Below are 20727 nucleotides of genomic sequence, written 5' to 3'. Positions count from 1 at the left end.
GTTAACTAATATGAGTTACTAAATAGTCTGATAATACTCAATTAATGTGTTTTGGGAAAAAATCATTTCCTTAAAGGACACCATTGTCATGTTGTTATCACCTTACTTTTTTTATACTTAGTATATGTTTAAGAAAGGAATAAGTTGTTTTGAGAGATTTTGAGGAGTTGTTTGATAAAGTAAAGCCAATCGTAATGAAGCTGAGAAGAAATTATTTTGTTCAACTTTGGGAATATGATGATTGGATTCAAGAAGGACGTATTGTACTTTTTAGGTTGCTTGAAGAGCATCCGTATTTATTGGATAATGAAAGCAAACTATTCATTTACTTTAAAACAAAATTTTCAAATTATTTAAACGATGTATTAAGACACCAAGATTGTCAAAAGCGACAATTTAATAAAATGCCTTATGAAGAAATCAGTGAAGTTAGTCACTATGTTAAGAGTAAAGGACTAGTTTTAGATGACTATATTGCTTATCGTGATACTTTAACAAAAGTGGAAGAAACTTTGTCAGATATTGATAAAGAAAAATTTGAAAAACTGATTAGTGGTGAACGTTTCGCGGGGAAGAAACAATTCATACGAGATATTCAACCTTTTTTCAATGCTTTTAAAGCGGATTAATCGATTTTATTTCTGCAGTAGATAGCTGCAGAATTTTTTTTATAGGGAAAGTTCGCTGATATATTCCTGTGAAAGCCTTTGTTTTTTGTTATAATATAATAAAATGCTTGTGAGGTGTCAGTATGAGTAAAGTTCGTTTATATATCGCTCGTCATGGTAAAACAATGTTTAATACAATTGGTCGCGCTCAGGGGTGGAGTGATACTCCTTTAACTACTTTTGGAGAACTCGGGATTAAAGAGCTTGGTTTGGGACTAAAGGCTTCAAATATTAGTTTTAAAGAGGCTTTTTCAAGTGATAGTGGACGTACTTTACAAACTATGGAAATTATTCTCAGGGAAGTGCAACAAGAAAATATTCCCTATACGAGAGATAAACGAATCCGCGAGTGGTGCTTTGGTAGTTTGGATGGAGGATATGATGGCGATCTTTTTAATGGCGTTCTGCCTCGAGTTTCAAACGGAGATATGAGCCATTTGACACACGAAGAAATTGCTAATTTGATTTGTCAAGTTGATACGGCTGGCTGGGCAGAACCGTGGGCAATATTGAGTAACCGTATTCTGTCAGGCTTCACTGCTATAGCTAAAAAAATAGAGGATATTGGGGGAGGTAATGCGATTGTTGTCAGTCATGGGATGACTATTGCGACTTTTTTATGGTTAATCGACCATAGTACCCCTCGTAGTTTAGGCTTAGATAATGGTAGTGTCTCAGTCGTTGATTTTGAAGATGGAACATTTTCTATTCAATCTATTGGGGATATGTCCTATCGAGAAAAAGGAAGAGAAATTTTAGAAAAAACATTGCAATGAAAAAAAATAAAATTATCCGATTCAGTTTAGTTGGTGTTCTACTTGCGATACTATGCTTTAGTCTTTTTGCTTTATTGAAGCCTAACAGTCAACAATCATCATCTCAAAAGTTGAGGAATGAGGATATAAAAAAGACATCCTCTCAAAAAAGAAATAAGAAATTACGATTACCAGCTGTATCATCAAAAGATTGGAACTTGATTTTGGTCAATCGTGACCATAAACATGAAGAATTAAGTCCAGATGTGGTGCCTGTTGAAAATATTTATTTGGATAAACGTATTACGAAGCAAGCTACTCAGTTTTTAGAGGCTGCTAGAGCAATTGATTCACGAGAACATTTAATTTCGGGTTATCGTAGTGTTGCCTATCAGGAGAAGTTGTTCAATTCTTATGTTACTCAAGAAATGACTAGTAACCCTAATTTGACGAAGGAACAAGCAGAAAAGTTGGTAAAAACTTACTCTCAGCCTGCAGGTGCTAGTGAACACCAGACTGGATTAGCGATGGATATGAGTACTGTAGATTCTTTGAATGAGAGCGATCCTAGAGTAGTCAGTCAGTTGAAAAAGATAGCTCCACAATATGGTTTTGTCTTACGGTTTCCGGATGGTAAAACAGCAGAAACAGGGGTAGGTTATGAAGATTGGCATTACCGCTATGTTGGGGTAGAGTCTGCAAAATATATGGCCAAACATCATTTAACATTAGAAGAATACATAACTTTATTAAAGGAGAATAACCAATGAGGAAACGTTTTTCCTTGCTAAATTTTATTGTTGTTACTTTTATTTTCTTTTTCTTTATTCTTTTTCCGCTTTTAAACCATAAGGGAAAAGTAGATGCTAATTCTAGGCAGAGTGTTACCTACACCAAAGAAGAATTTATACAAAAAATTGTGCCAGATGCGCAAGATCTAGGAAAGTCGTACGGTATTCGTCCTTCATTTATTATTGCACAGGCGGCTTTGGATTCTGATTTCGGAGAGAAAATATTAGCTAATAAGTATCATAATCTGTTTGGTTTGCTTGCAGAACCAGGAACGCCCTCAATTACCTTAAATGATAGTAGTACAGGAAAAAAACAGGAAAAGCAATTTACTCATTATAAATCTTGGAAGTATTCAATGTATGATTACCTTGCTCATATAAAATCTGGAGCGACAGGCAAAAAAGATTCGTATACTATAATGGTGTCTGTTAAAAATCCAAAAACTTTAGTGCAAAAATTACAAGATAGTGGTTTTGATAATGACAAAAAGTACGCTAAAAAAATGACGGAAATCATTGATTTGTATGATTTAACAAGATATGATAAGTGATGTTAGCACTCTTTGAATAAGAGTGCTAATTTTTGATGTTTTTTCCTTGACTATCTTTTAAAAAGGAGTATAATAAAATCATAGTTAGCAGTCGATGTGTAAGAGTGCTAATTTCAGAAAGGCCGAGAGGGGTGATGTTTTTGTGATTACACAACGTCAAAATGATATTTTGAATTTAATCGTTGAGTTATTTACACAAACTCATGAACCAGTAGGGTCTAAAGCTTTACAGAGAACGATTGATTCTAGTAGTGCTACTATTCGTAATGATATGGCAAAACTAGAGAAGTTGGGATTATTGGAAAAAGCGCACACTTCTAGTGGACGGATGCCGAGTCCAGCTGGTTTTAAGTATTTTGTAGAGCACTCCCTTAGACTAGATAGTATTGATGAGCAAGATATTTATCATGTCATAAAAGCTTTTGATTTTGAAGCATTCAAATTAGAAGACATGCTTCAAAAAGCTAGTCATATTTTATCGGAGATGACGGGCTATACATCCGTTATTTTAGATGTGGAGCCAGCTCGTCAACGTTTGACAGGGTTTGATGTTGTTCAGCTTAGCAACCATGATGCTCTAGCAGTCATGACTTTAGATGAATCTAGGCCAGTGACAGTGCAGTTTGCTATTCCAAGAAACTTTTTGACACGTGACTTGATAGCATTTAAAGCTATCGTAGAGGAGCGCTTGCTGGATGGTAGTGTCATGGATATTCATTATAAGTTGAGGACAGAAATTCCTCAGATCGTTCAGAAGTATTTTGTAACTACGGATAATGTTTTACAACTATTTGATTATGTTTTTTCAGAGCTGTTTCTGGAAACGGTATTTGTAGCTGGCAAGGTAAATTCTTTAACGTATTCAGATCTATCAACGTATCAGTTTTTGGATAATGAGCAGCAAGTAGCGATTTCTTTGAGGCAAAGTCTGAAAGAGGGTGAGATGGCTTCTGTCCAAGTGGCAGATAGTCAAGAAGCCGCACTTGCAGATGTGTCAGTTTTAACTCACAAATTTTTGATTCCTTACCGTGGATTTGGACTCCTGAGTTTGATTGGTCCTATTGATATGGATTATCGTAGGTCTGTTAGTTTGGTAAACATTATCGGAAAGGTATTGGCTGCTAAATTAGGTGATTATTATCGATACCTAAATTCTAACCATTATGAAGTTCACTGATAATGGCAGTATTCAATAAGTTATTTAAAAGGAGGCACTCAGTGTCAGAAGAAATTAAAAAAGACGATTTACAGGAAGAAGTGGAAGCCACTGAAACTGAAGAGACAGTTGAGGAAGTTATTGAAGAAATTCCTGAAAAATCAGAGTTAGAACTCGCAAACGAGCGTGCTGATGAGTTTGAAAATAAATACTTGCGAGCTCATGCAGAAATGCAGAATATACAACGTCGCTCTAGTGAAGAACGTCAACAACTTCAACGCTATCGTTCTCAGGATCTGGCAAAAGCAATCTTACCATCGCTTGACAATCTAGAACGTGCCTTGGCTGTTGAAGGGTTGACAGATGATGTTAAAAAAGGTTTAGAAATGACTCGTGATAGCCTTATTCAAGCACTAAAGGAAGAAGGCGTAGAAGAAGTAGAAGTCGACTCATTTGACCACAACTTTCATATGGCAGTTCAGACTCTCCCAGCCGATGATGAACATCCAGCCGATAGCATTGCAGAAGTCTTTCAAAAGGGATATAAATTGCACGAGCGTCTGCTAAGACCAGCGATGGTAGTTGTCTATAACTAAGGTAAATGAGTTTTCGTTTTTGTCCGTAATGACAGGAAACTAGATAGCAAGTTAGAAGCTATTTAGCTTGCTGATTAAACTATAGTGATTGCTTAGAATTGGAAGTAAAATAATTCGAGTGCTTACTAAGATAAATTGAAATAAAAAGTAATAAAGTATTATAAAATAAGAGGTATTAACATGTCTAAAATTATTGGTATTGACTTAGGTACAACAAACTCAGCAGTAGCAGTTCTTGAAGGGACTGAATCAAAAATCATTGCTAACCCAGAAGGCAATCGTACAACTCCTTCAGTAGTATCATTCAAAAATGGTGAAATTATCGTGGGTGATGCTGCAAAACGTCAAGCGGTAACAAATCCAGATACTGTTATCTCTATCAAATCAAAGATGGGAACTTCTGAAAAAGTTTCTGCAAATGGTAAAGAATATACTCCTCAAGAAATTTCAGCAATGATTCTTCAATACCTTAAAGGTTATGCTGAAGACTATCTTGGAGAAAAAGTAGAAAAAGCAGTTATTACTGTTCCAGCTTACTTCAACGATGCACAACGTCAGGCAACTAAAGACGCTGGTAAAATTGCAGGTCTTGAAGTAGAACGTATCGTTAACGAACCAACAGCAGCCGCACTTGCTTATGGTATGGACAAGACTGACAAGGATGAAAAAATCTTAGTTTTTGACCTTGGTGGTGGTACATTTGACGTATCAATCCTTGAATTAGGTGATGGTGTCTTCGACGTTCTTGCAACAGCAGGTGATAACAAACTTGGTGGTGACGACTTTGACCAGAAAATTATTGATTTCTTGGTAGAAGAATTCAAGAAAGAAAATGGTATTGATCTTTCTCAAGACAAAATGGCTCTTCAACGCTTGAAAGATGCTGCTGAAAAAGCTAAAAAAGACCTTTCAGGTGTAACTCAAACTCAAATTTCATTACCGTTCATCACTGCTGGTTCTGCTGGTCCTCTTCACTTGGAGATGAGCTTATCACGTGCTAAATTTGACGATCTCACTCGTGACCTTGTTGAACGTACGAAAACTCCAGTTCGTCAAGCACTCTCTGATGCAGGACTTTCATTGTCAGAAATTGATGAAGTTATCCTCGTTGGTGGATCAACACGTATCCCAGCAGTTGTTGAAGCTGTAAAAGCTGAAACTGGTAAAGAACCAAATAAATCTGTTAACCCTGATGAAGTGGTTGCCATGGGTGCTGCTATCCAAGGTGGTGTTATCACTGGGGATGTGAAAGACGTTGTACTTCTTGACGTAACACCATTGTCACTTGGTATTGAAACAATGGGTGGTGTCTTCACTAAATTGATCGACCGCAACACAACTATCCCAACATCTAAATCACAAGTCTTCTCAACAGCAGCAGACAACCAACCAGCCGTTGATATCCATGTTCTTCAAGGTGAACGCCCAATGGCAGCAGATAACAAAACACTCGGTCGCTTCCAATTGACTGATATCCCAGCTGCACCTCGTGGAATCCCACAAATTGAAGTAACATTTGATATCGATAAAAATGGTATTGTATCTGTTAAAGCAAAAGACCTTGGTACTCAAAAAGAACAACACATCGTTATCCAATCTAATTCAGGATTAACTGATGAAGAAATTGATAAAATGATGAAAGATGCTGAAGCAAATGCTGAAGCAGATGCAAAACGTAAAGAAGAAGTTGATCTTAAAAATGAAGTTGACCAAGCCATCTTTGCAACAGAAAAAACTATTAAAGAAACTGAAGGCAAGGGCTTTGATACAGAACGCGATGCAGCGCAATCTGCACTTGATGAGTTGAAAAAAGCTCAAGAGTCAGGTAACCTTGACGACATGAAAGCTAAACTTGAAGCTCTTAACGAAAAAGCACAAGCTCTTGCAGTTAAACTTTACGAACAAGCGGCTGCAGCACAACAAGCAGCTCAAGGGGCTGAAGGTGCACAATCAGCTGATTCATCAAGCAAGGGTGATGATGTTGTAGATGGCGAATTCACTGAGAAATAATTATTAATATTGTTCAGATTCATTTGAATATAAGCATGAAAACTATACTAGCATAGTAAAGTTCTTCGTGATAGGGGTTGCTCAATAATCTAGATAAGTTTCAGATTACATAAGCTAATTTCGCTATCACTAAATAAAAACATATTAATAATAAATAGGCGGGGCGCCTCGCTCCGTCTGTTTTATTAAGTGTCATATATATGTTAACTATTTAGAGCTGTAACTGGGCAAGAATAATTGTTAATCTCTTCAAGTGTAGTATATGAACAAAATATAAAGGATTAGATAATGAACAATACAGAATTTTATGATCGTCTTGGCGTTTCAAAAGATGCTTCTCAGGACGAAATAAAAAAAGCTTACCGTAGGATGTCTAAGAAATACCATCCAGATATTAATAAGGAAGCGGGAGCAGAGGAAAAATATAAAGAGGTTCAAGAAGCTTATGAAACCTTGAGTGATACACAAAAACGTGCTGCCTATGATCAATATGGCGCTGCTGGGGCAAATGGCGGTTTTGGTGGCTTCGATGGTGGTGGCTTTGGTGGTTTTGAAGACATCTTCTCAAGCTTTTTTGGTGGAGGAGGGATGCGCAATCCTAATGCACCACGTCAAGGAGATGACCTACAATATCGTGTTAATTTAAGTTTTGAAGAAGCTATCTTTGGAGCTGAAAAAGAAGTATCTTATAATCGGGAGTCATCATGTCATACTTGTTCAGGAAGTGGAGCTAAGCCAGGTACTAGCCCTGTGACTTGTCAAAAGTGTCATGGTTCGGGTGTGATTAATGTTGATACACAAACACCTCTAGGAACAATGCGTCGCCAAGTGACTTGTGATGTTTGTCAGGGTAGTGGTCAAGAAATCAAAGAGAAATGTCCAACATGTCATGGAACTGGTCATGAGAAGAAGACGCATAAAGTATCAGTTAAAATACCTGCAGGAGTTGAAACTGGGCAACAAATTCGTTTAACAGGGCAAGGTGAAGCTGGCTTCAATGGTGGTCCTTATGGTGATCTCTTTGTTATTATTAACGTTCTCCCAAGTCAACAGTTTGAGCGTAATGGATCAACAATTTATTATACTTTGAATATTAGCTTTGTCCAAGCTGCTTTGGGTGATACAATTGATATACCTACTGTCCATGGAGCGGTAGAAATGTCAATTCCTGCTGGTACTCAGACAGGAAAAACGTTCCGTCTTCGCGGAAAAGGTGCCCCTAAACTTCGAGGGGGTGGACAAGGTGATCAGCATGTTACTGTTAACATCGTAACTCCTACTAAATTGAATGATGCTCAAAAAGAGGCATTGCACGCTTTTGCAGAGGCAAGTGGAGATAAGATGGTACATCCGAAGAAGAAAGGTTTCTTTGATAAAGTCAAAGATGCTTTAGATGTTGATTAAAAAATAAAAGTCTAGAATCGAAAGTATTCTAGACTTTTTTGTAGTTATTGCTAGAGGGATTGCTTGAACCTAAATTTTACAGTACAATGAATCTAATATTGTAGGGGGACAATTTTTATGGTAACCAAAGTTGAAGAGATTCGCTCATATTTGATAGCTTCTATACAAAATGGTAAGTTGGCTCCAGGAGATCGCCTACCATCTATAAGACAGTTAGCTAATCAATTTTCCTGTAACAAGGATACAGTGCAACGAGTTTTGATGGAATTGCGTTTTGATAATTATGTCTATGCAAAGCCTAGGTCAGGCTATTACGTCTTTGATTCTCATGAAGAGGAAGTTGAAGAAGGGGTTAGTTTACCAAACTCTGAGATTGCAAATATAGCTTATGATGATTTTAGATTGTGTTTGAATGAGACCCTTATTGGTAGGGAAGATTACCTTTTCAATTATTACTATCGTCAAGAAGGTCTTCTTGATTTAAGTAAAGCGGTGGCTAAATTAATGGAAGAAACAGGGGTCTATGTTCCTCTTGATGATATTGTTATTACGGCTGGTACTCAACAGGCATTATTTATTTTGACACAGGTTACCTTTCCAAATCGAAAATCTCGAGTTTTAATAGAAGAACCGACCTATCCTCGTATGATTGAACTAATCAAAACACAAAATTTACCCTATGAAACTATTTCTCGAGGTACTCATGGAATTGATTTTCAGCGCTTAGAGGAGATTTTCCAGACACAATCAATTAAGTTTTTTTATGTTATACCTCGCATGCATAATCCTTTGGGAACATCCTATAATCCGGTAGAGATGAAAAGATTAATAGAGATGGCAGAGAAGTATGATGTTTATATTGTGGAAGATGACTATATGTCTGATTTTGCAAGTCAGTCACCATTACATTATTATGATACTCACGGGCGTGTTATTTATCTAAAATCTTTTTCAAAGGCTATTTTCCCTGCTTTAAGATTAGCTGCGATTTGTTTACCAAAAGCTTTAAAATCAACATTTATGGCTTACAAGAAGTTGATGGATTATGATACTAATCTGATTTTACAAAAAGCATTAGCGCTTTATATTGAAAATGGCCTTTATGCTAAGAATAGTCAATATTTGAAATATCGTTATCAGAAAGACCTTGCAAATTCAAAATCTATTTTAGCTGATCAGCCTAATCTACCCCCATATAGTTTACATCACGATAGTGTATTATTTGATTGTTCGAAACTCGATAATTTCAAAACATTACGGCAATACGGCGATACTTTGGAAAATTATTTTTGTCAAAAATCGCATCAATCTCTCTTACAAGTAAAAAATGATTCCTGCTTAAAGCAGTTCTTGGGATCGTTGTAGTATAATTGTAGGGGGACAGTTTAAAATAGATATTATAGTTTTCATAAATGAAAGGTGGTAAAATAAACCCATGACAAGGTATAAGGCACAGATTTCTTATGATGGTTCAGCTTTTTCAGGCTTCCAAAGACAACCAAATTGTAGGACAGTTCAAGAAGAAATTGAGAGAACTCTTAAGCGCCTAAATAGCGGGAACGATGTGATAATCCATGGTGCTGGTCGCACAGATGCTGGTGTTCATGCTTATGGACAAGTTATTCATTTTGATTTACCACAGGCGCGTGATGTAGAAAAATTACGCTTTGGTTTAGATACACAGTGTCCAGACGATATTGATATTGTCAAAGTAGAGCAAGTGTCTGATGATTTTCATTGTCGATATGATAAACACATTAAAACTTATGAGTTTTTAGTAGATATTGGTAGGCCGAAAAATCCTATGATGAGAAACTATGCAACACATTACCCTTATCCTGTCATTATTGAGCTTATGCAAGAAGCTATTAAAGATTTAGTAGGTACCCATGACTTTACAGGCTTTACTGCTTCAGGTACGAGTGTAGAAAATAAAGTACGTACTATTTTTGATGCGAAAATTCAGTTTGAAGCGTCTAAAAATCTTTTAATTTTTACCTTTACAGGAAATGGTTTTTTGTATAAACAGGTGCGTAACATGGTTGGTACCCTGCTAAAAATTGGTAATGGACGCATGCCTATTAGCCAAATCAAAACAATTTTACAGGCTAAAAATCGGGATTTAGCAGGTCCAACTGCGGCAGGAAATGGTTTATATTTGAAGGAGATTATTTATGAAGACAAGGAATGTTTTAGCAATTTCAGGAAATGATATTTTCTCTGGCGGCGGCTTGCATGCAGATTTAGCAACTTACGTTGTTAATAAATTACATGGTTTTGTGGCAGTAACATGCTTAACAGCAATGTCAGATAAAGGGTTTGAAGTCATTCCTATAGAGGCATCTATACTAAAGCAGCAACTAGAAAGTTTAAAAGATGTAGAGTTTGGGTCTATTAAACTAGGATTGCTTCCCAATGTAGAAACAGCACAAGTTGTTTTGGAATTTGTAAAATCAAAACAAGAATGTCCAGTAGTCTTAGACCCAGTCTTAGTTTGTAAAGAAAATCATGATTTAGAAGTTAGCCAATTACGTGAGCAGCTAATTGCGTTTTTCCCATATGCTGATGTGATTACTCCTAATTTAGTAGAGGCTCAATTATTGACGGGTCTTTCGATTGAAAACTTAGATCAAATGAAAATTGCTGCTGAGAAACTTTACGATATGGGGGCTAAACATGTTGTTATCAAAGGGGGTAACCGTTTAAATGCTGAAGAGGCTACAGACCTTTACTATGATGGTGAACGTTTTGAAACCTATGTTTTTCCTGTAGTAGATGCCAATAATACAGGTGCTGGATGTACATTTGCGTCAAGTATTGCCAGCCAATTAGCTATGGGTAAAAATGTAGAAGATGCAGTCAAAATGTCTAAAGGTTTCGTCTATCAAGCTATTAAAGCATCGGATAAGTACGGAGTTGTCCAACATTTTTAGGAGATTTTAATGAGGAAAGAGAAAACTAATCAATTGGTTCAATTGGCAATTGTAACAGCTATATCTATTGTATTGGGGATGTTTATAAGTATTCCGACACCAACAGGTTTTTTGACATTACTAGATGCTGGAATATTCTTTGCTGCCTTTTACTTTGGCAAAAAAGAAGGGGCTGTGGTAGGTGCCTTAGCTGGTTTTTTAATTGATTTATTGAAAGGTTATCCCAATTGGATGTTCTTTAGTTTATTGATCCATGGGGCGCAAGGGTATTTAGCGGGTTTACCAGGTAGAAGACGTCTTTTAGGTCTTATTAGTGCAACTCTTGTTATGGTATTAGGTTATGCTATAGCTAGTGGATTGATGTATGGTTGGGGAGCTGTTTTACCAGATATTCCTGGCAATATTATGCAAAATATGGTTGGTATGGTCGTTGGTTTTGCTCTTAATAAGTCTCTAGAAAGAGTGAAGAAATGATACTAGATTATAATAAGTTAAAGCAGGAAACTAAAGCTATTGTAGTTGATATTATTGAGCGTAGTGCTCTTAAAAAAGGTCAAATTTTTGTACTAGGTCTATCATCTAGTGAGGTTTCTGGTGGTTTAATTGGAAAAAATTCTAGTTCTGAAATTGGTGAAATTATCGTTGAAGTTATCCTCAAAGAGTTACATTCACGCGGCATCTATTTAGCAGTTCAAGGTTGTGAACATGTTAATAGGGCGTTGGTTGTTGAAGCAGAATTGGCTGAACGTCAACAGTTGGAAGTCGTTAATGTTGTTCCTAATCTACATGCTGGCGGTAGTGGTCAGGTTGCAGCTTTTAAGTTGATGACATCACCAGTTGAGGTTGAAGAAATTGTGGCACATGCTGGAATTGATATTGGAGATACTTCTATTGGAATGCATATCAAGAGAGTACAAGTTCCCTTGATTCCAATTAGTCGTGAGTTGGGAGGGGCACACGTTACAGCACTAGCTAGTCGTCCTAAATTAATTGGCGGTGCTAGAGCAGGATATACGAGCGATCCAATCCGTAAATTTTAAAATAAACCTCTGCTATGCAGAGGTTTATTGTTTATCTCAACGAGAGTGGTTATTGGAGAAATTGTATGTTGGTAAGTCAATACCTTCTTCAAGAATAGCTTTTTGATAAAGTTTGTAAAATTCAGCATAGATGTCAAACTGAGCACCGTTTTGCGTGAAGATATTAATACGATAAACAAATTGACCATTAGCATTGGTTGTAGGACCAAAAACAGTAGGCTCTCCAACGATAGCAGGATGTTTTGAAACATACTCTTCATTGATTTTTGTTACAATATCAGAAATCTGATCAAGGTTTGTATGAACAAATAAAGGAATATCAATTTGAGCACGCATATTGCTACGAGACTTATTGCTGACAATTGTAATATTACGATTAGGAATGAAGTGTAAGGTTCCATCGAAATCATGAATTTGTGTGGTGCGTATTCCAACATTAGTAACAGTGCCTGATACAGCACCAACATTAATAATATCACCAACATCAAATTGGTTTTCTAGCAGAATAAAAAAGCCATTGACAACATCTGATAAGAAGCCTTGAGCACCAAGTCCAATAGCAACCCCAGCAATACCAGCCCCAGCTAATAAACTAGAAATTGGAACGCCCAATATACTTAAAATCCAATAGAATAGAAAGAAATAAAGGGTATAGTTTAAAACATTGTGAGAAAGTTTAGCTAATGTTTTTTGACGAGCTACTTTTTGTCTAGAAAAGGCGAGTGAGCGATTAACAGTCTTTTCGAAAAGATAATTGATGACTTGCCTAACGATAACGAATGCAATGATTAATAATAAGATTGATATTAGTTTGGTGAAGAAAGTAAATAAAACTTCCTCTACATTAAGATGGTCAATAAATTTTTCTAAAGTAATCATAGTAATAGTCTAGTAAAAAAAAAGCCATAGAGCAAGTATTTTAAAAGCTTATCGTTAAGCAGTTTAAAGCTTCTTTTTTGCATAAAAACTTTGTAAAACGTTTTAAATTATGGTAAACTAAACTGTATCTAAATAATTTTAAGGAGAAATGACTTAATGTCTACATCATTTGAAAATAAAGCTACAAACCGTGGTATTATCACATTTACAATTAGTCAAGATGAGATCAAGCCAGCTCTTGATCAAGCATTCAACAAAGTTAAAAAAGATTTGAACGTTCCAGGATTCCGTAAAGGACATATGCCTCGTACAGTTTTCAACCAAAAATTTGGTGAAGAAGCACTCTACGAAAATGCATTGAATTTAGTGTTGCCAAAGGCTTACGAAGCAGCTGTTGCAGAACTTGGTTTAGACGTTGTTGCTCAACCAAAAATTGATGTTGTATCAATGGAAAAAGGTCAAGATTGGAAGTTGACAGCTGAAGTTGTTACAAAACCAGAAGTTAAACTTGGGGATTACAAAGACCTTTCAGTAGAAGTTGATGCTTCAAAAGAAGTTTCAGATGAAGAAGTTGATGCTAAAGTTGAACGTGAGCGTAACAACCTTGCAGAATTGACTGTTAAAGATGGTGAAGCAGCACAAGGTGATACAGTTGTTATTGACTTTGTAGGTTCAGTTGATGGTGTTGAATTTGATGGTGGTAAAGGAGATAACTTCTCACTTGAACTTGGTTCAGGTCAATTTATCCCAGGATTTGAAGAACAATTAGTAGGTTCTAAAGCTGGTCAAACTGTAGACGTTAATGTAACATTCCCAGAAGATTATCAAGCAGAAGATCTTGCTGGTAAAGATGCTAAATTTGTTACAACAATTCATGAAGTAAAAACTAAAGAAGTTCCAGCACTTGATGATGAACTTGCAAAAGATATTGATGATGAAGTTGAAACACTTGATGAGTTGAAAGCGAAATATCGCAAAGAGCTAGAATCAGCAAAAGAAATTGCATTTGATGATGCAGTTGAAGGTGCAGCAATCGAATTAGCTGTTGCCAATGCAGAAATTGTTGAATTACCAGAAGAAATGGTCCATGATGAAGTACATCGTGCTATGAATGAGTTCATGGGTAATATGCAACGTCAAGGAATTTCACCAGAAATGTACTTCCAATTAACAGGTACAACTGAAGAAGACCTTCATAAGCAATACCAAGCAGATGCTGACAAACGCGTTAAAACTAACCTTGTTATTGAAGCAATTGCAGCTGCAGAAGGCTTTGAAGCAACAGATGAAGAAATCGAAAAAGAAATCACAGATCTTGCTTCAGAATATAATATGGAAGCTGACCAAGTACGCGGTCTACTTTCAGCAGATATGCTTAAACATGATATTGCAATGAAAAAAGCGGTTGACGTTATCACTAGCTCAGCTACTGTAAAATAATTGCTTATTAAATTTTGAAAAGATTGGGCTTCCCAGTCTTTTTATTTGTGATTATTCTTTTGACGAATAGCTAAAAATAGCGTAAAATAGTAAATAGCGAAAATTTGAAAATATGACTTATCTATTTTCTATCTATAAAGAATATTGCTAAACAAAATGATAGTCTTACACAATTAAGGAGAATAACTTTGGAATTAGAAGTATTTGCTGGGCAAGAAAAAAGTGAACTTTCGATGATTGAAGTTGCTCGTGCTATTTTAGAGCAACGTGGTCGTGATAACGAAATGTACTTCAGCGATTTGGTAAATGATATTCAAACCTACCTTGGAAAATCTGACTCAGCAATCCGTGAGTCATTGCCATTTTTCTATTCAGATTTGAATACAGACGGAAGTTTTATTCCACTTGGCGAAAACAAATGGGGACTTCGTTCATGGTATGCTATCGATGAAATTGACGAGGAAATCATCACTCTTGAAGAAGATGAAGATGGCGCTCCAAAACGTAAGAAGAAACGTGTCAATGCTTTCATGGATGGTGATGAAGATGCTATTGATTACAATGATGATGATCCAGAAGATGAAGATTTCACAGAAGAAACACCAAGTTTAGAATATGATGAAGAAAACCCTGACGATGAAAAATCAGAGGTAGAATCGTATGATTCTGAGATTAATGAAATCATTCCTGATGAAGATTTAGATGAGGATGTAGAAATCAACGAAGAAGACGATGAAGAGGAAGAAGAGGAAGAAGAGGAAGAAGAGGTTTAGACGGGGATTTTGTATTTGACAAATAGTCAGATATAGTTTAAACTATTATTCGGGCACCTCTTATGAGGTCAGATAAAGCTCCCTAGTGATAGGGGGCTATTTTGTTTTTGGGAAAGATACAGAATGGTTCCAGATAGTTTTCTGAGTAGGCCCTTGATCAGATAGTTTCTACTAGTTTTGACTAGAGAAGCTGGTATTATTTATCAATCATGTGTTTTGGGTTTTACCCGTAAACTAACTGTTAGATTAACATTTAATTTAAGGAGTTTTTAATGACAAAGTATATTTTTGTTACAGGTGGTGTGGTCTCTTCTATTGGTAAGGGGATTGTTGCAGCAAGTCTTGGGCGCTTACTAAAAAACCGTGGGCTAAAGGTGACAATTCAAAAATTTGATCCATATATTAATATTGACCCAGGGACAATGAGCCCTTATCAACATGGAGAAGTTTATGTTACAGATGATGGTGCAGAAACTGACCTTGACCTTGGACACTACGAGCGTTTTATTGATATTAACTTAAACAAATATTCAAATGTTACAACGGGTAAGATTTATAGTGAAGTTCTTAAAAAAGAACGCCGTGGAGAATACCTTGGTGCAACTGTTCAAGTTATCCCACACGTTACAGATGCTTTGAAAGAAAAAATCAAACGTGCTGCGACAACTACAGATTCAGATGTTATTATTACTGAAGTTGGCGGTACTGTTGGAGATATTGAGAGCCTTCCGTTTTTAGAAGCACTTCGTCAAATGAAGGCAGATGTTGGTTCTGATAATGTTATGTACATTCATACAACGTTATTACCATACCTAAAGGCTGCCGGCGAAATGAAAACAAAACCGACTCAACATTCTGTTAAAGAGTTACGTGGCCTAGGTATCCAACCTAATATGCTTGTTATCCGTACAGAGCAACCAGCAGGTCAAAGTATTAAGAATAAATTGGCACAATTTTGTGATGTTGCACCAGAGGCTGTTATAGAGTCCCTTGATGTTGACCATATTTATCAAATTCCACTTAACATGCAAGCTCAAAATATGGATCAAATTGTTTGTGATCACTTGAAGCTTGAGACACCTGCTGCTGATATGACAGAATGGTCAGCAATGGTTGATAAAGTAATGAACCTTGAGAAAAAAGTTAAAATTGCATTGGTTGGTAAATATGTTGAATTACCTGATGCCTACCTTTCAGTTGTGGAAGCCCTTAAGCACTCAGGGTACGTCAACGATGTTGCTATTGATTTAAAATGGGTAAATGCTGCTGAAGTGACAGAAGATAATATTAAAGAACTTGTCGGAGATGCAGATGGTATTATCGTTCCTGGAGGATTTGGCCAAAGAGGTAGTGAGGGTAAAATTGAAGCAATTCGCTATGCACGTGAAAATGACGTTCCGATGCTTGGTGTTTGTCTCGGAATGCAGCTAACTTGTGTCGAATTTGCGCGTAATGTTTTAAACCTTCATGGAGCTAATTCAGCAGAGCTTGACCCTAAAACACCGTTCCCAATCATTGATATCATGCGTGATCAAATCGATATTGAAGATATGGGTGGTACACTTCGCCTTGGTCTATATCCATGTAAATTGAAAGCAGGTTCAAGAGCTGCGGCAGCTTATAATAATCAAGAAGTTGTCCAACGTCGTCACCGTCACCGTTATGAATTTAATACAAAATTCCGTGAGCAATTTGAGGCTGCTGGATTTGTCTTCTCAGGGGTATCACCGGATAATCGTTTGATGGAAGTTGTTGAGTTACCAGAGAAAAAATTCTTTGTTGCAGCACAATACCATCCAGAATTACAATCACGTCCTAACCATGCTGAAGAGCTTTACACAGATTTTGTAACAGCAGCAGTTGAAAATATGAAATAACTTTATCGCCTCCCAGTATTAGGAGGCGATTTTATTTTTTTAGATAGTTTCACTATCAAAGTATCATTAGCTCTTTTCTTTTTCTAAAAATAAGGTATAATAGGTTGCATGAAAAAGATTCGATTATCAAAGTTTATTAAAATGATTGTTGTTATTTTGTTTTTAATTAGTGTAGCAGCTAGTTTTTATTTTTTCCACGTGGCCCAAGTTCGAGATGATAAATCCTTTATTTCAAATGGTCAACGTAAGCCTGGAAACTCTTTATATGCTTATGATAAATCCTTTGATAAGCTATTAAAGCAAAAAATAGAAATGACAAACCAAAATATAAAGCAAGTTGCTTGGTATGTTCCTGCTGCTAAGAAAACTCATAAGACAGTTGTTGTCGTTCATGGTTTTGCGAATAGCAAAGAGAATATGAAGGCATATGGTTGGCTGTTTCATAAGTTAGGATACAATGTTCTTATGCCTGACAACATTGCACATGGTGAAAGTCATGGGCAGTTGATAGGCTATGGCTGGAACGACCGCGAGAACATTATCAAATGGACAGAAATGATAGTGGATAAGAATCCATCAAGCCAAATTACTTTATTTGGTGTTTCAATGGGTGGAGCAACAGTCATGATGGCTAGTGGTGAAAAATTACCTAGTCAGGTTGTTAATATCATTGAAGATTGTGGTTATTCTAGTGTTTGGGATGAATTAAAATTTCAGGCTAAAGAGATGTATGGTTTACCAGCCTTCCCACTCTTATATGAAGTTTCAACAATTTCTAAAATCAGAGCAGGTTTTTCGTATGGACAAGCAAGTAGTGTCGAACAATTGAAAAAGAATAATTTACCAGCCCTCTTTATTCATGGTGATAAGGATAATTTTGTTCCAACAAGTATGGTTTATGACAACTATAAAGCTACAGCAGGTAAGAAAGAGCTTTATATTGTAAAAGGGGCAAAACATGCGAAATCTTTTGAAACAGAGCCAGAAAAATATGAGAAACGTATCTCTAGTTTTTTGAAAAAATATGAAAAATAATATTGACAACAATATGATAAGTTGATATAATTTATTATGTTGTTAAGCGGGGATGGCGGAATTGGCAGACGCGCAAGACTAAGGATCTTGTGACCGCTTTTGGTCGTGAGGGTTCAAGTCCCTCTCTCCGCAGACTAGTCGAGTTCATTTGGAACTCGACTTTTTGCATATTTAAGATAAAGATGGAGTATCACATGTCAAAAGTACGTGGCTTTGAATTAGTTAGCCAATTTAGCAATAAAGAGTTATTACCAAAACGAGAAACAGCTCACGCAGCTGGCTATGATTTAAAAGTAGCTAAAAAAACGGTTATTGAACCTGGTGAAATTACATTGGTCCCGACCGGTATTAAAGCACACATGCAACCAGGGGAGGTCCTGTACCTTTATGATCGTTCATCGAATCCACGTAAAAAAGGGATTGTCCTAATAAATTCAGTTGGTGTTATTGATGGTGACTACTATAATAACCAAGTCAATGAAGGACATATTTTTGCACAGATGCAAAATATTACTAATCAGGCTGTTATTTTAGAAGAAGGGGAACGGATTGTTCAGGCTGTTTTTGCCCCATTCTTATTGGCAGATGACGATCAGGCTACAGGAATGCGTACAGGTGGTTTTGGTAGTACTGGAAAATAAAATTATTTTACGAATAATGTTAGAAAAGGCTAGACTTACTTCTTAGCCTTTTTTGATGAGAGTAAACTTATATTTTCTCTAACTTGGTGTGATATAATGAGTGTACTAGTTATTTGGTACCAAGCTATCATATTAATTTAGAAGTTATAAAGGAGGCCTGAGTGGCTAAGAAAAAATCAGTCTTCACCTGTCAAGAGTGTGGTTACCAATCACCTAAGTATTTGGGACGTTGTCCAAATTGCTCAGCCTGGTCTTCATTTGTAGAAGAGGTTGAAGTTCAAGAAGTTAAAAATGCACGAGTTAGTTTGAACGGTGAAAAGTCCCGACCGACGAAGTTAAAAGATGTTTCCTCAATTAACTATTCTAGAACTAAGACTGATATGGATGAATTTAACCGTGTTCTAGGAGGCGGTGTTGTACCAGGAAGTTTGGTTCTGATTGGAGGAGACCCTGGGATAGGTAAATCTACTTTATTACTACAAGTATCAACTCAGCTAGCTAATAAAGGTACAGTATTATATGTCTCAGGTGAGGAATCTGCAGAACAGATTAAGTTACGAAGTGAGCGTCTAGGCGATATCGATAATGAATTTTACCTTTATGCCGAGACTAATATGCAAAGTATTCGGTCGGAGATTGAGAAGATTAAACCAGATTTTCTTATTATTGATTCTATACAAACTATTATGAGTCCCGAAGTATCAAGTGTCCAAGGCTCTGTTAGCCAAGTTCGCGAAGTGACCGCTGAATTGATGCAGTTAGCTAAAACTAATAATATTGCTACTTTTATTGTAGGTCATGTGACTAAGGAGGGAACATTAGCAGGCCCTCGAATGCTAGAACATATGGTGGATACGGTTCTTTATTTTGAAGGGGAGCGTCATCACACGTTCCGTATTTTACGGGCAGTCAAAAACCGTTTTGGTTCGACCAATGAAATAGGTATCTTTGAAATGCAGTCGGGTGGTCTAGTTGAAGTTTTGAATCCAAGTCAAGTTTTTCTTGAAGAACGTTTAGACGGTGCAACAGGATCTGCTATTGTTGTTACTATGGAAGGAACAAGGCCTATTTTAGCAGAGGTTCAAGCTTTAGTGACTCCAACTGTTTTTGGAAATGCTAAGCGCACAACCACAGGTCTTGACTTTAATCGTGTCAGTCTTATTATGGCAGTTCTAGAAAAACGTTGTGGTTTATTGCTTCAAAATCAAGATGCCTATTTAAAATCAGCGGGTGGTGTTAAATTGGATGAACCAGCAATTGATTTAGCTGTTGCTGTAGCTATTGCTTCCAGTTACAAAGAAAAACCCACAAATCCACAAGAATCATTTATTGGAGAAATTGGACTCACTGGTGAGATTCGTCGCGTGACACGTATTGAGCAACGTATTAATGAGGCTAGTAAATTGGGCTTTACTAAAATTTACGCACCAAAGAATTCTCTAGCTGGGATTGAAATACCTAAAGGCATTGATGTTATTGGTGTGACAACTGTTAGTCAGGTCTTAAAAGCAGTATTTTCAACATAATGATTAGATTCGGTTCAGCCGAATCTTTTTTGGTGGCGAGAGACATTTCGTGAAAAATAATGGGCAAAATGATAATATAAAAGGGTTGGTATTTAGTAAATATCGAATGATGTTACACTAACAAAGGAGATCTCTATGACCACTTATTTTGATAACTTTTTAAAAACCAATCAAGCCTATGCTGACTTACATGGAACAGCTCATCTACCTATCAAGCCAAAGACAAAGGTTGCTATTGTAACCTGTATGGATTCTCGTTTACACGTTGCTCAAGCTCTAGGGCTAGCTTTAGGAGATGCTCATATTTTACGTAATGCTGGTGGACGAGTTACAGATGATGTTCTACGTTCTTTAGTTATTTCGCAACAACAATTAGGAACACGAGAAATCGTTGTTCTACACCATACAGATTGTGGAGCACAGACGTTTACTAACGAAGCTTTTGCTGCTCAATTACAGAGAGATTTGGGTGTTGATATGCATGGACATGATTTTCTTCCTTTTAATGATATTGAAGAAAGCGTTCGTGAAGATGTGGCAAAATTACATGCTTCTCCATTAATCCCAAATGATGTTGTTATTTCTGGTGCTATTTATGATGTAGATACTGGTCGTATGGTGGAAGTTAAATAGAAAAAATCCTGTCCTTAGT

General features: G+C 36.6%; 21 protein-coding genes and 1 tRNA gene. 21 read left to right on the top strand and 1 reads right to left on the bottom strand.

Annotated features, from left to right (window positions below):
• The first annotated feature begins 149 nt into the window (after positions 1-149).
• From HMPREF9171_RS103375 to HMPREF9171_RS103435, 13 genes are all read left to right on the top strand, one after another.
• Positions 150-629 (top strand): sigma-70 RNA polymerase sigma factor region 4 domain-containing protein, encoded by a 480-nt coding sequence (locus tag HMPREF9171_RS103375; protein ID WP_001204194.1) that lies wholly within the window; start codon positions 150-152, stop codon positions 627-629.
• 122 nt (positions 630-751) lie between these two features.
• Positions 752-1444, top strand: a complete 693-nt coding sequence (locus tag HMPREF9171_RS103380) for a histidine phosphatase family protein (protein WP_000049272.1) — start codon at positions 752-754, stop codon at positions 1442-1444.
• Positions 1441-2193, top strand: a complete 753-nt coding sequence (locus tag HMPREF9171_RS103385) for a M15 family metallopeptidase (protein WP_000739663.1) — start codon at positions 1441-1443, stop codon at positions 2191-2193. Before HMPREF9171_RS103380 ends, HMPREF9171_RS103385 begins: the two co-directional genes overlap by 4 nt.
• Positions 2190-2765, top strand: coding sequence for a glycoside hydrolase family 73 protein (locus HMPREF9171_RS103390; protein WP_001231504.1), 576 nt, complete (start codon positions 2190-2192; stop codon positions 2763-2765). The genes HMPREF9171_RS103385 and HMPREF9171_RS103390 overlap by 4 nt, the downstream gene beginning before the upstream one ends.
• Positions 2766-2907: 142 nt before the next feature.
• Positions 2908-3942 carry a heat-inducible transcriptional repressor HrcA gene (hrcA, locus tag HMPREF9171_RS103395; protein ID WP_032459133.1) on the top strand — a complete coding sequence of 345 codons (1035 nt, stop codon included), beginning with the start codon at positions 2908-2910 and terminating at the stop codon, positions 3940-3942.
• 2 nt (positions 3943-3944) lie between these two features.
• A complete protein-coding gene (gene grpE / locus HMPREF9171_RS103400) occupies positions 3945-4517 on the top strand; it encodes a nucleotide exchange factor GrpE (RefSeq protein WP_001865751.1) in 573 nt (190 codons plus the stop codon).
• A gap of 180 nt (positions 4518-4697) precedes the next feature.
• Entirely contained in the window at positions 4698-6527 is a 1830-nt protein-coding gene (gene dnaK / locus HMPREF9171_RS103405) for a molecular chaperone DnaK (RefSeq protein ID WP_000034648.1), read from the top strand.
• Between the two features lie 288 nt (positions 6528-6815).
• Positions 6816-7931, top strand: coding sequence for a molecular chaperone DnaJ (gene dnaJ, locus HMPREF9171_RS103410; RefSeq protein ID WP_001066281.1), 1116 nt, complete (start codon positions 6816-6818; stop codon positions 7929-7931).
• 117 nt (positions 7932-8048) lie between these two features.
• On the top strand, positions 8049-9296 hold the full coding sequence (locus tag HMPREF9171_RS103415; protein WP_000256874.1) for an aminotransferase-like domain-containing protein: 1248 nt from the start codon (positions 8049-8051) through the stop codon (positions 9294-9296).
• A 70-nt stretch (positions 9297-9366) separates the two neighbouring features.
• Positions 9367-10143, top strand: coding sequence for a tRNA pseudouridine(38-40) synthase TruA (gene truA / locus HMPREF9171_RS103420; RefSeq protein WP_000199165.1), 777 nt, complete (start codon positions 9367-9369; stop codon positions 10141-10143).
• Complete coding sequence (locus HMPREF9171_RS103425) at positions 10106-10864, top strand: bifunctional hydroxymethylpyrimidine kinase/phosphomethylpyrimidine kinase (protein WP_000857670.1); 759 nt, start codon at positions 10106-10108, stop codon at positions 10862-10864. Before truA ends, HMPREF9171_RS103425 begins: the two co-directional genes overlap by 38 nt.
• Before the next feature lie 9 nt (positions 10865-10873).
• Positions 10874-11338 carry an ECF transporter S component gene (locus tag HMPREF9171_RS103430; protein ID WP_001224404.1) on the top strand — a complete coding sequence of 155 codons (465 nt, stop codon included), beginning with the start codon at positions 10874-10876 and terminating at the stop codon, positions 11336-11338.
• Positions 11335-11904, top strand: coding sequence for a TIGR01440 family protein (locus HMPREF9171_RS103435; RefSeq protein ID WP_000599671.1), 570 nt, complete (start codon positions 11335-11337; stop codon positions 11902-11904). Before HMPREF9171_RS103430 ends, HMPREF9171_RS103435 begins: the two co-directional genes overlap by 4 nt.
• A 36-nt stretch (positions 11905-11940) precedes the next feature.
• Here the strand turns inward: HMPREF9171_RS103435 and HMPREF9171_RS103440 are convergent, their stop codons facing one another.
• Positions 11941-12783: a mechanosensitive ion channel family protein gene (locus HMPREF9171_RS103440; protein ID WP_000631143.1), complete on the bottom strand. Its 843-nt coding sequence runs from the start codon at positions 12781-12783 to the stop codon at positions 11941-11943.
• Between the two features lie 156 nt (positions 12784-12939).
• On the opposite strand from HMPREF9171_RS103440, the gene tig reads away from it, so the two are divergent.
• From tig to HMPREF9171_RS103480, 8 genes are all read left to right on the top strand, one after another.
• Positions 12940-14223 carry a trigger factor gene (gene tig / locus HMPREF9171_RS103445; protein ID WP_000107750.1) on the top strand — a complete coding sequence of 428 codons (1284 nt, stop codon included), beginning with the start codon at positions 12940-12942 and terminating at the stop codon, positions 14221-14223.
• Between the two features lie 188 nt (positions 14224-14411).
• A complete protein-coding gene (gene rpoE, locus HMPREF9171_RS103450; protein ID WP_000418425.1) occupies positions 14412-14996 on the top strand; it encodes a DNA-directed RNA polymerase subunit delta in 585 nt (194 codons plus the stop codon).
• A 272-nt stretch (positions 14997-15268) separates the two neighbouring features.
• Positions 15269-16873, top strand: coding sequence for a CTP synthase (gene pyrG, locus HMPREF9171_RS103455; RefSeq protein ID WP_000170434.1), 1605 nt, complete (start codon positions 15269-15271; stop codon positions 16871-16873).
• A 108-nt stretch (positions 16874-16981) separates the two neighbouring features.
• Positions 16982-17908 (top strand): alpha/beta hydrolase, encoded by a 927-nt coding sequence (locus HMPREF9171_RS103460; RefSeq protein ID WP_000723857.1) that lies wholly within the window; start codon positions 16982-16984, stop codon positions 17906-17908.
• A gap of 46 nt (positions 17909-17954) precedes the next feature.
• Positions 17955-18040 (top strand) — tRNA-Leu (locus tag HMPREF9171_RS103465).
• 62 nt (positions 18041-18102) lie between these two features.
• Positions 18103-18549: a dUTP diphosphatase gene (locus HMPREF9171_RS103470; RefSeq protein ID WP_000049183.1), complete on the top strand. Its 447-nt coding sequence runs from the start codon at positions 18103-18105 to the stop codon at positions 18547-18549.
• A gap of 161 nt (positions 18550-18710) precedes the next feature.
• Positions 18711-20075, top strand: coding sequence for a DNA repair protein RadA (radA, locus tag HMPREF9171_RS103475; protein ID WP_001085195.1), 1365 nt, complete (start codon positions 18711-18713; stop codon positions 20073-20075).
• 135 nt (positions 20076-20210) lie between these two features.
• Positions 20211-20708, top strand: a complete 498-nt coding sequence (locus tag HMPREF9171_RS103480; protein WP_000214743.1) for a beta-class carbonic anhydrase — start codon at positions 20211-20213, stop codon at positions 20706-20708.
• Positions 20709-20727 lie beyond the last annotated feature (19 nt).

This window comes from Streptococcus agalactiae ATCC 13813 (genome assembly GCF_000186445.1).
GTDB lineage: Bacteria > Bacillota > Bacilli > Lactobacillales > Streptococcaceae > Streptococcus > Streptococcus agalactiae.
This window is presented reverse-complemented; position numbering and strand designations above follow the sequence as displayed.

Coding starts and splice junctions, on each gene's coding strand:
- HMPREF9171_RS103380 (WP_000049272.1), top strand. CDS start 752: ATGAGTAAAGTTCGTTTATATATCGCTCGTCATGGTAAAACAATGTTT.
- HMPREF9171_RS103385 (WP_000739663.1), top strand. CDS start 1,441: ATGAAAAAAAATAAAATTATCCGATTCAGTTTAGTTGGTGTTCTACTT.
- HMPREF9171_RS103390 (WP_001231504.1), top strand. CDS start 2,190: ATGAGGAAACGTTTTTCCTTGCTAAATTTTATTGTTGTTACTTTTATT.
- grpE (WP_001865751.1), top strand. CDS start 3,945: ATGGCAGTATTCAATAAGTTATTTAAAAGGAGGCACTCAGTGTCAGAA.
- dnaK (WP_000034648.1), top strand. CDS start 4,698: ATGTCTAAAATTATTGGTATTGACTTAGGTACAACAAACTCAGCAGTA.
- dnaJ (WP_001066281.1), top strand. CDS start 6,816: ATGAACAATACAGAATTTTATGATCGTCTTGGCGTTTCAAAAGATGCT.
- HMPREF9171_RS103415 (WP_000256874.1), top strand. CDS start 8,049: ATGGTAACCAAAGTTGAAGAGATTCGCTCATATTTGATAGCTTCTATA.
- truA (WP_000199165.1), top strand. CDS start 9,367: ATGACAAGGTATAAGGCACAGATTTCTTATGATGGTTCAGCTTTTTCA.
- HMPREF9171_RS103425 (WP_000857670.1), top strand. CDS start 10,106: ATGAAGACAAGGAATGTTTTAGCAATTTCAGGAAATGATATTTTCTCT.
- HMPREF9171_RS103430 (WP_001224404.1), top strand. CDS start 10,874: ATGAGGAAAGAGAAAACTAATCAATTGGTTCAATTGGCAATTGTAACA.
- HMPREF9171_RS103435 (WP_000599671.1), top strand. CDS start 11,335: ATGATACTAGATTATAATAAGTTAAAGCAGGAAACTAAAGCTATTGTA.
- HMPREF9171_RS103440 (WP_000631143.1), bottom strand. CDS start 12,783: ATGATTACTTTAGAAAAATTTATTGACCATCTTAATGTAGAGGAAGTT.
- tig (WP_000107750.1), top strand. CDS start 12,940: ATGTCTACATCATTTGAAAATAAAGCTACAAACCGTGGTATTATCACA.
- pyrG (WP_000170434.1), top strand. CDS start 15,269: ATGACAAAGTATATTTTTGTTACAGGTGGTGTGGTCTCTTCTATTGGT.
- HMPREF9171_RS103460 (WP_000723857.1), top strand. CDS start 16,982: ATGAAAAAGATTCGATTATCAAAGTTTATTAAAATGATTGTTGTTATT.
- HMPREF9171_RS103470 (WP_000049183.1), top strand. CDS start 18,103: ATGTCAAAAGTACGTGGCTTTGAATTAGTTAGCCAATTTAGCAATAAA.
- HMPREF9171_RS103480 (WP_000214743.1), top strand. CDS start 20,211: ATGACCACTTATTTTGATAACTTTTTAAAAACCAATCAAGCCTATGCT.